Here is a 14308-nt window from a genome sequence, read left to right on the forward strand (position 1 = left end):
CCCTGGTACGGCCGGACGCCCCGGCGCCGGGGCGTCCGGGGCACAACGGCGTGCCGGGGTCGTCAGTGGGCTTCCACGACCTCCTGGAACGACTCCATGCAGGGGAAGCAGTGGCGGTCCGTCGCGTCCCGCCGACGGGGTTCGTCCTCCTTCTCCACCCCGCACAGCGTGGTCCTTCTGTCGGTGGTCAGAACATGCCACACAGGCTCCCCCGAAGTGTCTGCACCACACCACATCTCGTGCATTCCCAGCTCCCTCCGGGTAGGCAGGTCGCTTCCATACGAGCACGGCGCGGGCCGATGCGACGTCCGGAGAGGGCCATGCGGGTGATGTGCGGGGCGGGTGCGTTTCCGTACGGCGGTCACCGGCGGCGCCGACTCCGACGGTGACCGCACCTCATCGTCTGCCCCGGCCTCCTCTGCGCATACGACGCAGGGCGTCGCCGACCGCCGCTGCCCCGCCGCTCCGCCCGCCGACGGGCCGATGTGCCGTCGGCGGGCGGAGCGGTGAGACCGGTGAGATTGCCGGTCCGCGCGGGCGCCTTCCTCTCCGACAGTGGCAACCGCCAGCCCATCGGCGGCGCCCACGGCCGGCGCACGGTCACATCCCACGTCGTACCCCCGTGCACCGGCCACCGGGCGGCCCGCCGCCACAGAGAGGACTCCCCGCCGTGCACCAGCACCCCCACACCAGTACCGCAGACCCGACCGCGTACCCCTCCCGCACCCGGCGCGGCAGGACCGGACGGTTCGCCCAACTGGCCGCGGCCCTCGCCGCCGTCGTCGGCCTGAGCACCCTCACGGGTCCCGGCGCCCACGCCGCGGACAACCCCTACGAGCGCGGTCCGGCGCCGACGGAGTCGAGCATCGAGGCACTGCGCGGCCCGTACTCCGTCTCCGAGACCTCGGTCTCCTCGCTCTCCGTCACCGGCTTCGGCGGGGGCACCATCTACTACCCGAGCAGCACCGCCGACGGCACCTTCGGCGCGATCGCCATCTCACCCGGCTTCACCGCCTACCAGTCCTCCATCGCCTGGCTGGGCCCACGCCTGGCTTCCCAGGGCTTCGTCGTGTTCACCATCGACACGAACACCACCCTCGACCAGCCCGCCTCCCGTGGCGACCAGCTGCTCGCCGCACTCGACTACCTCACCGGACGCAGCGCGGTCCGCGGCCGTGTCGACAGCAGCCGCCTCGGCGTCATGGGCCACTCGATGGGCGGCGGCGGCAGCCTCGAGGCGGCGAAGGACCGTACCTCGCTCCAGGCGGCGATCCCGCTGACCCCCTGGAACCTCGACACGACGTGGCCCGAGGTCAGGACCCCCACCCTGATCTTCGGGGCCGACGGCGACACCGTAGCCCCGGTCTCCACCCACGCCAAGCCCCTGTACACCGGCCTGCCGTCCTCCCTCGACCGCGCCTACCTGGAGCTGAACAACGCCACCCACTTCACACCCAACTCGAGCAACACGACGATCGCGAAGTACAGCATCTCGTGGCTGAAGCGGTTCATCGACAACGACACCCGCTACGAGAAGTTCCTGTGCCCGCTGCCGCAGCGGAGCCTCACCATCGACGAGGCGCGGGGCAACTGCCCGCACACCTCCTGACGTCCCGTCGGACACCGACTGGCTCCGGTGGCGGTCCGCGTACGATGCGGGCCGCCACCGGCGTTGTGCGCGTGCCACGCCGAGGGGCCGCCCGCTTGGGCGGCGGCACACGCCGTCCGCCGCGCACATCGTGAAAAGCCCCTGGTGGAACGGCGGATGGGCGGCCTCCGGCCCCCGGACGGACACCTTCCGCCGCTTCTTACGCGTAAGTAACGTCGCGGAAATGACCGGACAGACGACCCGTGGATCCGCTCCGCTCCGGTACCGTGCGGGGCCCCGGCGGCAGGTGTTCGCCGCGCTGCTGGACGGACTGCGCACCGACGGCGGCGCCCATGTCGTGACCGGTGAACCCGGCGGCGGCCGTACGGCCTTCCTGGAGTTCGCGGCACGCGCCTTCCGCGCCGGACCGGTGTGGTACGTCCGCGCCGAACCGGCCTGTTCCGCGCAGCCCCACAGCGGTCTGCGCACCCTGCTGCGCGCCGCCCGCCACTTCGGGCACGTCCCCGGCGACGGCACGGCGGGGGAGGTGCTCCTGGACATCCTGCGGGCGGCGTCCGCCCGTTCCCCCCTGCTGGTGTGCGTGGACGACGCGCACCTGTGGGACACCGCCTCACGCGCCGCGCTGGGCCGGGTGGCCGCGCGCGTGCGGGCGGCGGACGGCGTCCACCGGGTGGGCCTGCTCATCACCGTGCCCGGACACCGGCCCGTGGAAGGGGAGCTGGCGAAACTGCCGGTGCTGGAGCTCGCCCCGCTCACGCCCGGGGACGCGGCGGGACTGCTGCACGACCTGACGGACGGCGCCGTCGACCCGGTCGTCCGCGACGAACTGGTGACCGAGGCGCAGGGCAACCCCGCGCTGCTGCTGGCCCTGGCCCACCGCCTCTCGCCCGCCCAGCTTCGCGGCGACCACGCGCTGCCCCGCCCCCTGGCCGACACCGGGACGCTGACCGCCGTCGCGGGCGGATGCCCGAACGGTCAGCAGCCGGACCGGAACGGTCTGTTGCTTGCCGTCGCGGCGGCGATGCGTGCCACGGGGGAGCAGGACGCCGAGGCCGCACTCGTACGGCGGGCGGCGAACGGCCACGGCAGTCGGGACGACGACGTACCTTCCGAACCGTCCGAGCCGCCGCAGGCGTCCGAACTGCTCGCGGTCCCCGGGGGCCGGCTCCGGTTCCGCAGCCCGTTGGTCGGCAGAGCGGTGTACGCCGGTGCCTCGCCCGAACGCCGCCGTGCCGCGCACCGCTCGCTGGCCGAGGCGCACCCCGAACCGCACGGCGTGCCCGCACTGCTGCACCGCTCGTGGGCCACCCCCGGCCCCGACGCGGTCCTGGCCGCCGAACTGGAGGCCGCTGCCACCGGCTTGACCTCCGGTACACCGCCCGCCCTGCGTCGCACGGCCCAGGTCCGTGCCGCCGAGCTGACGCCGGACGACGCGCAGCGGGCGCGGCGCTACACGGCCGCCGCGGAACAGGCTCTCCTCGCCGGGCATCCCCCCGGGGCCCTGCGGCTGCTCGACGCCGCCGGGAGCCGGCCGGCGCCGCCGCCGGTACGCGGCCGCGCCGAACTCCTGAGGGGCAGAGTGCTCCTGGCCGACGGCCCGGTGGACGACGCCCGGGAGTCCTTTCTGCTGGCCGCCGGCCTCCTGACGGAACCGGAACCGGCCCAGGCCGATGCCGCGGTCCTCGGCGCGGCGGACGCGGCCTGGGCCGCCGGTGACCGGCAGGCCTGCCTCCGCGCCCTCACCCATGACGTCCATGACGTCCATGGCACCTCCGTCGAGGCCGCCGTCGCGGGGGCGTTCGATCTCCGCGCCGCGGGTGCGAACACGACGGGCCTGAAGGAGGCGGCGGCGCGGGAGGCGCCCGAGGAGTCTTCGGCCCACCGCGGCGCCGCCCCGGCGCAGCCCCCTGTCCCCCCGCCCACCCTGCTCCGAGACCACCGTGACGGCATGCGCGCCGTACTGCTGGGGCGGTTCGACCTCGCCGCCGCCCCGCTGACCCGGGTGGTGGACCGGGGGCGTCCGGCCACCGAGCCCGAACGGCTGCTGCGTTCGGCCGCCGCGGCCCTCATGCTCGGCGACGTCGGCGCCGCCCGCCGGGCCGGAGCGCGGGCCCTGGCGGCGGCACGCACCCAGGGCACCGCCGCCCTCGAACCGAGAGCCCTGGAATACCTGGCCTACGCCGAACTGCGTGCCGGTCGACATCAGTTGGCCCGGACTCATGCTGAGGAAGGGCTGCGCGCCGCGCACCGGACCGGGCAGCGGAACACGGCCGCGCACCATCACGCGGTACTGGCGCTCGCGGCATCGATCGAGGGCGCCCGGGCACGTGTCACCGAGCACGCGACCGCGGCGCTCACCACGGCCCGGCGGCACGGCCTGGCCCAGGCCGCGCTGCTCGCCCAGTGGGCGGTGGCCCGCGCCGATCTGGGCGAGGGCCGCCCCGAGGAGGCCGCCGACCGGCTCGGCCCGCTGGTCCGCCCCGGCGCGCGGCGCGGGCACTTCGCGGTGTGGATGCTCGCCGTCCCCTGCTTCGTGGAGGCCTCCGCACTGGCCGGCCGGCCTGAGCACGCCCGCGCGGTGGTCGAGGACTTCGCGCTGTGGGCCGGCTGCGGCGCCGATCCGCAGGCTCCCGCCCAACTCCTGCGCTGCCGCGCTCTGCTGGCCGCGCCGGAGGCCGCCGACGAACTGTACCTGTGTGCTCTGGACCGGCACGACGAGACGTCCGGAGACTTCGAACGGGCCCGTACCGAACTGCTGCACGGCAAGTGGCTGCGCCGCCGGCGCAGACTGCGCGAGGCCCGCGCACGGCTGGGGGAGGCGCTGGTCGACTTCGAACGCTGCGGCGCGCAGCTCTGGGCGCGCCAGGCGGCCGCGGAACTCCGCGCGGGCGGTGTGGCGCCGAGCGGACCGGGGACCGGGGAGCCGCGCCGGCACGGAGCGCGGGACCTCGCCCTGCTGACCCCGCAGCAACTGCGTATCGCGCGGTGTGTCGCCGAAGGGGCCACCAACCGGGAGGTGGCCCTGAGCCTGTCCGTCAGCACCCGTACCGTCGACTACCACCTGCGGAACGTTTTCGCGACGCTCGGCGTCCGCTCCCGGGTCGAACTGGTCCGACTGGTCGAACAGGCGGAAAAGACCGGTGCACAACTCTAGGGACCGACCGGACGGTATGCCATCCTTCGGGGCAGGACGAGTCGGGTGGCGGCCCGCCCACGGATTTCGCGACCGGCTCGAAGCCGGTACGGGGACCGTCACACGGGTGCCGCCGGGAAGCCGAGCCTGGGGGAGATACGCGATGCCACACGCCGTACGGCCATGGAGCCTGCCGCGCCCCGGACCCGTGCCCACACCACGGGCGCGGGCACCGCGTGTGCGGTCTTTGATCGACGCCGACGCGCTGAGTGTGCTGCACCGGGCCGCCCGGATCCTGCTGGACGACCTGCCCCGGCTCTCCGACCAACTGGTCGCTCTGCTCCAGGAGCAGGAGCCCGCCTATCGGTCGGCGATCGAGAGCGACGCCACCGAGATCTGGCAGGAGGTGCACCGCTCACTGCGGCACAGCGTCGCCTCCTTGCTGGACCCGCGCGGTGTCAGGGACGCGGCGCGCCGCTGTTCCTGGAAGATCGGCGCCACCCGCGCCGAGCAGGGGCTCCCGCTGGACGCGGTGCTGCACGCCTTCAGGCTGGGCGGCTCCCTGGTGTGGCAGAACCTGGTGGACGAGACCTCCCGGGCGGCCCCCGAGGACGTACGGCTGCTGGTGCACGTGGCGTCCGACGTGTGGAACTTCGTCGACGAGCACTGCACCGTCGTGGCGGACTCCTACCGGCAGACCGAGCGGCAACTGGCCTGGCGGCGGGAGAACAGGGTGCGGCTGCTGGCCGCGGCGCTGCTCGACGGGACCAGCAGGATCGCCGACCTGCCCGAGACCGCGCTGGCGCTGGACCTGCCGGAGCGCGGCCGGTACGTGGTCGTCGCGGTCGGCGGCGGATTCGCCGCCTGTCCCGGTGCACAGGCGGCGCTCGCTTCGGGTGTGCGCGTGCACTGGCACACGGGCGTGGACACCGACTACGGCATCGTCCTGGTCTCCGACGACACCGAGCCGGTGGTGGAGGACGAGCAGTCGCCGGGCGTACGGGTGGGTGTCAGCAGCGTCGTCGAAGGCCTCGCCGCGGTGGGCGAGGCACGCAGGCTGGCGGACACCGCGCTGAGACTGTGCCCGGAGACCGGTGGCACGGTCCGGCTGACGGAGCACCTGCCGGCGGCCCTGGTGGTGTCGTCCCCCGACCTCGGCGCCGCCCTGGCCGACCGGCTGTTCGGCCCGTTGGTACGGCTGGAGCCCGCCGACGCGGAGGTCCTGCTGGACACCCTGGCCACCTGGCTGGCCTGCGACGGATCCGCCCAGCGGGCGAGCAGACGGCTGTACTGCCACCGCAACACCGTCCTCAACCGACTGCGCCGCTACGAGCAGTTGACCGGACGTTCCCTCTCCCGCCCCTTCGACCTCGTCGAGGTCACCCTCGCTTTGACCGCCCGCAGGCTCCTTCCGCGCTGACCCGTGTGCCGAAGGGCTGTACGACTAGCGTTCCGGGACGTCCTTGACGAACACGATCCCATCGGTCCTCTCCACGTGGGCCGGGTCGAAGGGGATGTACCCGAACCAGGGGGACACGCGGGGAGCGGGCCGGCCGGAGCCGAGGAGACCGGCCGGTCGGGGACCGCCGACCAGACAGCGGTCCTGCGGGAGCGCGTACAGCAGTCCCTCGACGGTGTCCGCGGGCGGAGTGTCCACGTCCCGGTGCCGGAGCGTGCCGATCGCCGTGGCGAAGAACGCGTACTCCGCGCCCAGGCGGGCGTCCACCAGCGCGCCCGCGCTCCACCACTCCACCGGCAGGCCGCCCACCCGCATCTCGCTCCGGTTCCGCTGGAGATGGACGTTGTGGGCGTGGACAAGCGCTGGGCCCCGCTCGGCGACGGCGAGCAGGTTGTCGGCCATGATCAGGTCCCGCAGGCCCATCAGCAGCGCCATCCGGCCCGGGGACGGGTCGGCCATCGCGTGGTGGTACCGCAGCAGGCCGGTGGCGGTACGCCCGTACAGGCGGGCCCGCTCCCAGGCGTCCCGCGAGGTCGCCCCGATCAGCTGCGGGCCCCGCGCGTCGAGCAGCGCCACCAGGTCGTCGGCGAGCAGCCGCAACTCCCCGGCCTCGGCCGAGCGCCCCACGGACCGGGAGGGGTCCCTCATCGCGGCGGGTTCGGTCCATCGGCCGTCCACCCCGATGAGGCGGTCGAGCGTCTCCGCGGTACAGGGGAGCAGGCCCGTGTCCACAGTGGCCGCAAGGCAGGCGTGGAGTGCGGTCAGGGCCTGACGGGGGCTCGCGGCGCCGGTGATCTCCAGCGGGCCGTCGACACCGGCGAAGCGGAGCCGCTCGGACGCGGGCCGGCCCGCGTTGTACTCCCGCATCCAGTAAACGAGTTCGCGGTTGCCCGCGAAGGCGCCCCACCCGTGGCTGAATCCGTGCTCCATCACCTCGTCGAGGGTGCCCCTGCCCGAGGCGACGTAGTCGTCCACGACCAGGCCCGTCAGGCAGTCGCTCTCGATCGCGATCGTCCGGTAGCCCTCCTCCTCGACGAACTGCCGGAACAACTCGTTGCGCAGGTCCAGCAGAGTCTCCTCGCCGTGGGTGGGCTCCCCGAGGGCGAGCAGTCGTGGCCGGCCGGGGAGCAGGTCCATGGCGGCCGTGGCATCGACGGTTCGCACGGCGTCCTTCAAGCGAGTAGTCATACCCTCAACGCTATCGTTGAACTTTGGGTGGAGACTTTCCCGCGATACAGTCCGCTTCGTGGGACGAAACCTTCAAAGCGGTGAACGACTACGGCCGATCGACCTGGCCCGCCGCCACGGTCTGTCCACCCAGGCCGTCAGGAACTACGAGCAGGCCGGCATCCTCCCGCCCGCCGACCGCACCCCCCACGGCTACCGCACCTACACCCCGCTGCACGCGCATGCCCTGGACGCATTCCTCGCCCTGGTGCCCGGCCACGGCCATGCGACGGCGACGGCGATCATGCGGACCGTGAACCGGGGCGAGACCGACGAGGCGTTGCGGCTCGTCGACGAGAGCCATGCCCGACTGCTCGACGACCGGCGCACACTCCGGGCCGTGGAGAGCGCCCTCGACGACCTGGTGCCCGGCACGGAGCCCCACCCCTCGTCCGGATCCGGCGGCACGCTCATCGGGCCGCTGGCACACGAGCTCGGAATCCGCCCCGCGACGCTGCGCAAGTGGGAGCGCGCCGGTCTGGTGAACCCGCGCCGCGACCCGCTGACCGGCTACCGCGTCTACGGCGAGGCCGACGAACGCGACGCCCGGCTGGCCCGCCAACTCCGGCGCGGCGGCTACCTGCTGGAGCAGATCGCCCCGTTCATCGCCCAGGTACGGTCCGCCGGCGGCCTCGAGCCCCTGGAAGCCGCACTGCACGACTGGCACGCCCGGCTGTCCGCCCGCGGTCGGGCGATGCTCACCGGGGCCGCCGCACTGGACGCGTACCTCGGCGCACGCGGCTGACCCCCGGCCCCCCGGTGCCCGGTGCCCGGTGCCCGGCCCCCGGTCCTGGCCCCGGTGCCTGGCCCCCGGTCCTGGCCTCGGTGCCCGAAGGCCCCGGTCCTGGCCTGGGTCCTGGTCCTGGCCCCGGTCCTGGCCCCGGCCCCGGAATCGGACCCGGACCCTCGCCACCCCGGCGCGCCGGATGCGTCGGTCGTGCCTTGGGAGCGCGGATCCGCCGCGGTGTTCCGGCCGCGGCCCCGGCGGCGGCACCGTGACGGGCCACCACACCCCCCGACAGCAGGTCTCGACCGCGTCGTGCGGCGAACACCAGAAGCGCGCGGCCGGCCGCCGTGCCCGAATCGGCTGCTCACGGACTCCCTCCGCGCGCCCCACCGAGGGCGCCCCTGGGCACCCGCACAACCCCTGCCCGCCCCCGTTGGGACACCGCAGCGAGCGGGGCCGGAAGTCTGTTCGGCACGCCCGCGCCCGTGCTGTCGTGAGCTCCCCTTCCCGTCGAAGCCGTCGCCGCCGTGCGGTACGGCCCCGAGGAGCCGTGATGCCCGAAGCACCACCGGACGACCCGCCCGCGCTGCACGTCGAGAACGTCGACGTGACGTACGGGCGCGCCCTGTCCGCCCTCCGCTCCGTCTCCCTCACCGTGCCGCACGGCGGTGTCGTCGCCCTGCTCGGCGCCAACGGCGCGGGCAAGACGACCCTGCTGCGGGCCGTGTCCGGCACACTGCGCCTGCATCGCGGCGCCATCACGGCAGGTCGCATCCGCTACGGAGACACCGCGCTCGACGGCAAGGACCCCGTGACGGCGGTACGCGCCGGAGTCGTCCAAGTCCCTGAGGGAAGGCGGGTGTTCGCCGGGCTCACGGTCGATGAGAACCTGCGCAGCGGCGGACTCGGACTCGGCCGTCGCGGCCGGGCCCAGGTCCACGAGGCACGGGAACGCGTGTTCACACTCTTCCCCCGGCTCGCCGAACGCACCCACCAGGCCGCGGGCCTGCTCTCCGGGGGTGAGCAGCAGATGCTCGCCATCGGCCGCGCCCTGATGGCCGCCCCCCGGCTGCTGCTCCTCGACGAGCCGTCCCTCGGCCTCGCGCCCCGGATGGTGTACCGGATCGCCGAGGTGATCCGCGAGATCAACGCCCAGGGCACCGCCGTGCTCCTGGTCGAACAGAACGCGGGCATGGCACTCTCCCTCGCCGATCACGCCCACGTCCTCGAGGTCGGCGAGACCCGCCTGTCCGGCCCCGCCGACGAACTCGCCCGCACCGACGCCGTACGCCGCCTCTACCTGGGCGAGGCGGCCGAGGACCAGGGGGCGGCGTGAACGACCGCACCACCACCGTGCCGCCCGTGCTCGACGTACGGGACGTCACCGTGCGCTTCGCCGGCCTCACCGCCCTCGACGCCGTCTCCCTCACCGTCGAACCCGGCACTGTGCACGCGATCATCGGACCCAACGGCGCCGGCAAGTCGACCTGCTTCAACGTGCTGTCCGGCCTGTGCCGCCCGGCCGCGGGCACGGTGACCCTCGGTGGCACCGAACTGACCCGGCTCGCCCCGCACCGCATCGCGGCGCTCGGCGTGGCCCGCACCTTCCAGAACATCGTCACCACCCACGGAACGGTCGCCGACAACCTGATGCTCGGCCGCCACGCCCTGACCCACGCCGGCTTCGCCGCCACCGCGCTGCGCCTTCCGGGCGCCGTCCGCGAACAGCGCGAGCATCTCGCAAGAGCCCGCGAGATCGCCGAACTGACCGGCCTCGGCGCCCACTTCGACAGCCCCGTCGCCCTTCTGCCGTACGGCGACCGCAAACGCGTCGAACTCGCCCGCGCCCTCTGCCTGGAGCCACGTGTCCTGCTGCTCGACGAACCGGTGGCCGGCATGAACGCCGCCGAACGCGCCCGAACGGCCGAGGTCGTGGGCGAACTCCGCACCGAACTCGGCCTGTCCATCGTCCTCGTGGAGCACGACATGGGCCTGGTCATGCGCCTCGCCGACGACGTCACCGTGCTCGACTTCGGCCGGTCCATCGCCCACGGCACCCCCGACGAGGTCCGCCGTGACCCCGAGGTGCTGCGCGCCTACCTCGGCACCGACACCCAGGGGGAGGACGCGGCATGACCGTATTCCTGGACAACATCCTCGGCGGCATCGCCCTCGGCGCGGTCTACGCACTGGTCGCCCTCGGCTTCGTCGTCATCTTCAAGGCGTCCGGCGTCCTCAACTTCGCCCACGGCTCCCTGCTCCTGTTCGGCGGCTACCTGACCGCCGTCCTCCACGACGATCTCGGCTTCGCCGGCGCGCTGGCGCTGGCGGTCCTGACCACCGCCGCCCTCGCGGGCGCCCTCGACCGGTTCCTGCTGCAACGCGGCGGACAGGACGCGCACTCCGCCCATGTGCAGACCATCGTCACCATCGGCATCGACATCGTCCTGTTGACCGACCTGTCCCGGCGCATCGGCAGCGACCTGCTGTCCCTCGGCGACCCCTGGGGCGACGCCGTGACCGACCTCGGCCCGGTGACCGTCGCCGACAGCCGGCTCGCGGCGATCGTGGTGTCCACCGTGGTCATCGGCGGCGTGTTCGCGCTCTTCCGGTTCACCTCCTGGGGGCTTTCCCTGCGGGCGGCGGCGGAGGATCTCGAGGCCGCCTCCCTGATGGGCATACGGCTCGGCCGGGTACGCGCCGGCGCCTGGTGCCTGGCGGGTGCGCTCGCCGCGCTCGCCGCCGTGTTCCTCGCCGCCTTCCCCGCCCCGGGCCTGGAACGCAGCACCGGCCTGATCGCACTCAACGCGTTCCCCGCGGCGATCCTCGGCGGGCTCGCCTCCCCGACCGGGGCCCTCGCGGGCAGCCTGCTCATCGGCCTGACCGAGGCACTGGTCGTCGGCTACCAGTCCGAGCTGCACGTCCTCGGTGAGGGCTTCGGCGACGTCGCCCCGTACGCCGTGATGCTGCTGGTGCTCCTGGTACGGCCCACGGGGCTGTTCGGCGCGAAGGGAGCGGCCCGTGTCTGACCGCCTCCCCGGAGCCCTGACCGGCCGAGGAGCACGGATCGTGTTCCTCGCCGCCGCCCTGTGCCTCCCGCCGTTCTACCTGGACGCCTTCTGGCTGCGCGTCGGCCTGTTCTCCATGGCGGCCGCCATCGGCGCCGTCGGCCTCGCCCTGCTGACCGGAACCGCCGGACAACTCTCCCTCGGCCACGCCTTCTTCCTCGCCACTGGTGCCTACGGCTACACATGGCTGGCGGGCGAGCCCGGACCGGGACTGCCGCCCGCCCTCGCCGCCCTTCTCGCCGTACTGCTCGCCGGCGCGGCGGGCGGACTGTTCAGCCCCGTCGCCGCCCGGGTGAAGGGCATCTACCTGGGCATCGCCACCCTCGCCCTGGTCTTCCTCGGCCACCATGTGCTGCTGACCGCCGACTCCGTCACCGGCGGATTCAACGGCCGCTCCGTACCCCCGTTCACCCTCGGCGGCTTCACCTTCGGAGCCGGCGACCCCGAACTGACCTTGCTCGGCGTCCCGTTCGGCGCGGAGGAACGGCTGTGGTTCCTGGGCCTGGCCCTGTTCGCGTTCACCTGGTTCACCGCCCGCGGTCTGCTGCGCGGACGCCCCGGCCGGGCCCTGGCCGCCCTGCGCGACAGCGAGACCGCGGCCGCCGTGATGGGCGTCGACGTCGCCCGCCACCGCTCGGCGGCCTTCGTGGTCTCGTCCATGTACGCCGGGCTCGCGGGCGTGCTCCTCGCCCTCTCCTTCCGCCGGGTCGTCCCGGACTACTTCTCCCTGGTCCTCTCCGTCGACTACCTCGCCATGATCGTCATCGGAGGGCTCGGCTCCGTCGCCGGAGCCACCGCGGGCGCCGTCTTCGTCACCGCGCTCCCCCTGCTCATGACCCGCTACGCCGACCAACTCCCGCTGGTGGCCGCCCCCGGCTCGGGCGACGGCTCCATCGGCCCCACCGAGGCCGCCCGCTATCTCTACGGCGCCGCGATCGTCCTCGTCCTGCTGTACGCGCCCGACGGCCTGCACGGACTGGCCCGCCGGGCCCGCGACCGCGTACGGCGCCGACGCCCCCGAGCCCCCGCCACGGACCCAGCCCTCTCACCCTCGCAACCGGCCGCGACCGCACGATCCAAGGAGCACACCCCGTGAACACCACGCATCACCGGCCCCGCACCTGGCGCCGTACCACCGGCGCCGCCCTTGCTGGAGCTCTCGCCCTGCTGCTCGCGGCCACCGGATGCAGTTCCAAGGCGGACGACGGCAACGGCGGAGGCGACAAGAGCGCTGACGGCGTCCGCACCGGCCCCGGCATCGGCGCCGAAAGCATCAGACTGGGCGCCCTCACCGACCTGACAGGCCCCTACGCCACGCTCGGCAAGAGCATCGTGCAGGCCCAGCAGATGTGGGCCGACGAGGTCAACGCCGACGGCGGCATCTGCGACCGCCGGATCGAGATCGTCGTCAAGGACCACGGATACGACGTGCAGAAGGCCGTCGCCGCCTACGCCGACCTGGCCCCGGACGTCGTCGCCATGCCCCAGGTCATCGGCTCGCCCGTCGTCGCCGCCCTGCTCGACGACATCGAGCGCGACAAGATGCTCATCTTCCCGCAGGCCTGGGCGGCCTCCCTGCTCGGCAAGGACGCCATCCAGGTCCTCGGCACCACCTACGACATCGACATGATCGCCGCGGTCGACTTCCTCACCCGCACCAAGGGGCTGAAGAAGGGCGACACCATCGGCCACGTCTACTTCGAGGGCGACTACGGCAGCAACGCCCTGGAAGGCTCCACATGGGCGGCCGAGCAGGCCGGCCTGAAGGTGGCCGGGCAGAAGATCCAGGCCACGGACACCGACCTGTCCGCACAGGTGTCCGCCCTGAGCAAGGAGGGCGTCAAAGCCGTCCTGATCAGCGCGGGCCCCGCCCAGACCGCCTCCCTCGTCGGCGTCGCCGCCTCCCGTGGCCTGCGCGTGCCCGTCGTCAGCAGCGCGCCGGGCTACGCACCGCAGCTCATGGAGACCCCCGCCGCGCCGGCCCTGGCGGCCATGCTGCACGTCGTGAGCGCGGCGCCCGCGGTCAGCTCCGAACTACCGGGCGTCCAGCGCATGGTGGCGTCGTACAAGAAGGAGTTCCCGGACTCGCCCGTCGACTCCGGGGTGCTGTCCGGCTACAACGCGGCACAGCTCATGGGCGCCGACCTGAAGACGGCCTGCGAGGCGGGCGGCCTCAGCCGCGAGGACGTCCTCAAGGCGCACCGCGCGCAGAAGAACGCCGACACCGGCCTCGGCACCGCACAGAACTTCTCCGACGCCGACCGTCCGGCGAGCGTCGAGACGTATGTGCTGAAGCCCGACGCGAAGGCGGTCGGCAGCGTCGTGAACGTCGAGGACGCGCACACGGCTCCGGGTGTCGAGGAGTACCTGTCCGGGCGATAGGCACACCGCATCGTCCGGCCCGCCCCGGCGGACCCCGCGGAGGGGCCGCCGGGGCATCCGTGCGCTCGGGGCGGGGCGGGGCGGGGCGGTGTGGGGCCGGGAACGGGCGGTGCGAGGGGACGGAACGGCGGCCTCAGCCGGGGAGGAACCGGGGGGAACGGTCCGAGGCCGGCCAGACGTACGGCAGGTCGTCAGGCTCCCCGGGGAAGTACTCCGTGTAGAAGGCCGGGTCCTTGCGCATCAGGGCCGAACGGTGGCTGCGGTGCAGGGCGTCGTCCCCGAGCCAGGGCGGCAGTTCCCCCGCCTCGGTCAGTTCCCGCTGACCGCGCACCGGTGCGCCGGGCCGGACGGTGGCCAGGTCGGCGACGAGCGTGGCGGCGCAGCTGTCCTGGTGCCCCCGATCGCGCCAGACCCGGCAGACCTCGAGGCCGTAGCGCACCAGTGCCTCCTCGTAGCCGGTCCACATGCGGACCGCCGGGTGCCGGCGCCACCCGTAGCCGGGCACGATCAGGCCGCGCAGGACCTGGAGTGCCTCCACCCGCTGCTTGCCGAGCCGGCGCCGGTCGAGCACCGACGCCGACTCGTGGAAGCCGGGACAGGGCAGGAACGTCTGCATCGGGCCGTCCCGAGGGCTGGGGTCACCGTGGCCGCGGAACGCGGCCCACCCCGTCGCAGTTCCCCTTCCGCCGGGGTGTACGCGCCT

General features: G+C 73.7%; 12 protein-coding genes. 9 read left to right on the top strand and 3 right to left on the bottom strand.

Translation table 11 applies throughout. From position 1 onward, the window contains the following. Window positions 1-62: 62 nt before the first annotated feature. Complete coding sequence (locus tag ACFYQA_RS26470) at window positions 63-203, bottom strand: hypothetical protein (RefSeq protein ID WP_386422160.1); 141 nt, start codon at window positions 201-203, stop codon at window positions 63-65. A 467-nt stretch (window positions 204-670) separates the two neighbouring features. Here ACFYQA_RS26470 and ACFYQA_RS26475 point away from each other — a divergent pair, with 467 nt between their 5' ends. From ACFYQA_RS26475 to ACFYQA_RS26485, 3 genes are all read left to right on the top strand, one after another. After that, window positions 671-1609: an alpha/beta hydrolase gene (locus ACFYQA_RS26475; RefSeq protein ID WP_388922606.1), complete on the top strand. Its 939-nt coding sequence runs from the start codon at window positions 671-673 to the stop codon at window positions 1607-1609. Between the two features lie 223 nt (window positions 1610-1832). Beyond that, window positions 1833-4763: a LuxR C-terminal-related transcriptional regulator gene (locus ACFYQA_RS26480; protein ID WP_388922609.1), complete on the top strand. Its 2931-nt coding sequence runs from the start codon at window positions 1833-1835 to the stop codon at window positions 4761-4763. 142 nt (window positions 4764-4905) lie between these two features. After that, window positions 4906-6162, top strand: coding sequence for a helix-turn-helix domain-containing protein (locus ACFYQA_RS26485; protein WP_388922612.1), 1257 nt, complete (start codon window positions 4906-4908; stop codon window positions 6160-6162). 24 nt (window positions 6163-6186) lie between these two features. Here the strand turns inward: ACFYQA_RS26485 and ACFYQA_RS26490 are convergent, their stop codons facing one another. After that, window positions 6187-7389 (bottom strand): erythromycin esterase family protein, encoded by a 1203-nt coding sequence (locus tag ACFYQA_RS26490; protein WP_388922615.1) that lies wholly within the window; start codon window positions 7387-7389, stop codon window positions 6187-6189. A gap of 58 nt (window positions 7390-7447) precedes the next feature. On the opposite strand from ACFYQA_RS26490, the gene ACFYQA_RS26495 reads away from it, so the two are divergent. The 6 genes from ACFYQA_RS26495 (at window position 7448) to ACFYQA_RS26520 (ending at window position 13605) form a co-directional block, all read left to right on the top strand. Continuing rightward, window positions 7448-8173 (top strand): TioE family transcriptional regulator, encoded by a 726-nt coding sequence (locus tag ACFYQA_RS26495; protein WP_388922618.1) that lies wholly within the window; start codon window positions 7448-7450, stop codon window positions 8171-8173. Window positions 8174-8708: 535 nt separating this feature from the next. Further along, window positions 8709-9491: an ABC transporter ATP-binding protein gene (locus ACFYQA_RS26500; protein WP_388922621.1), complete on the top strand. Its 783-nt coding sequence runs from the start codon at window positions 8709-8711 to the stop codon at window positions 9489-9491. Continuing rightward, window positions 9488-10291 (top strand): ABC transporter ATP-binding protein, encoded by an 804-nt coding sequence (locus tag ACFYQA_RS26505; protein ID WP_388922624.1) that lies wholly within the window; start codon window positions 9488-9490, stop codon window positions 10289-10291. The genes ACFYQA_RS26500 and ACFYQA_RS26505 overlap by 4 nt, the downstream gene beginning before the upstream one ends. After that, window positions 10288-11184, top strand: coding sequence for a branched-chain amino acid ABC transporter permease (locus ACFYQA_RS26510; RefSeq protein ID WP_388922626.1), 897 nt, complete (start codon window positions 10288-10290; stop codon window positions 11182-11184). Before ACFYQA_RS26505 ends, ACFYQA_RS26510 begins: the two co-directional genes overlap by 4 nt. After that, a complete protein-coding gene (locus ACFYQA_RS26515; RefSeq protein WP_388922629.1) occupies window positions 11177-12319 on the top strand; it encodes a branched-chain amino acid ABC transporter permease in 1143 nt (380 codons plus the stop codon). The genes ACFYQA_RS26510 and ACFYQA_RS26515 overlap by 8 nt, the downstream gene beginning before the upstream one ends. After that, window positions 12316-13605 carry an ABC transporter substrate-binding protein gene (locus ACFYQA_RS26520; protein WP_388922632.1) on the top strand — a complete coding sequence of 430 codons (1290 nt, stop codon included), beginning with the start codon at window positions 12316-12318 and terminating at the stop codon, window positions 13603-13605. Before ACFYQA_RS26515 ends, ACFYQA_RS26520 begins: the two co-directional genes overlap by 4 nt. A gap of 133 nt (window positions 13606-13738) precedes the next feature. Here ACFYQA_RS26520 and ACFYQA_RS26525 read toward each other — a convergent pair whose 3' ends face one another. Next, window positions 13739-14221, bottom strand: a complete 483-nt coding sequence (locus tag ACFYQA_RS26525; protein ID WP_388922635.1) for an MSMEG_6728 family protein — start codon at window positions 14219-14221, stop codon at window positions 13739-13741. Window positions 14222-14308: the final 87 nt, after the last annotated feature.

It is taken from the genome of Streptomyces sp. NPDC005774 (genome assembly GCF_042871645.1).
In the GTDB taxonomy this organism is placed as follows: domain Bacteria; phylum Actinomycetota; class Actinomycetes; order Streptomycetales; family Streptomycetaceae; genus Streptomyces; species Streptomyces pratens.

Coding starts and splice junctions, on each gene's coding strand:
- ACFYQA_RS26510 (WP_388922626.1), top strand. CDS start 10,288: ATGACCGTATTCCTGGACAACATCCTCGGCGGCATCGCCCTCGGCGCG.
- ACFYQA_RS26485 (WP_388922612.1), top strand. CDS start 4,906: ATGCCACACGCCGTACGGCCATGGAGCCTGCCGCGCCCCGGACCCGTG.
- ACFYQA_RS26525 (WP_388922635.1), bottom strand. CDS start 14,221: ATGCAGACGTTCCTGCCCTGTCCCGGCTTCCACGAGTCGGCGTCGGTG.
- ACFYQA_RS26500 (WP_388922621.1), top strand. CDS start 8,709: ATGCCCGAAGCACCACCGGACGACCCGCCCGCGCTGCACGTCGAGAAC.
- ACFYQA_RS26480 (WP_388922609.1), top strand. CDS start 1,833: ATGACCGGACAGACGACCCGTGGATCCGCTCCGCTCCGGTACCGTGCG.
- ACFYQA_RS26490 (WP_388922615.1), bottom strand. CDS start 7,389: ATGACTACTCGCTTGAAGGACGCCGTGCGAACCGTCGATGCCACGGCC.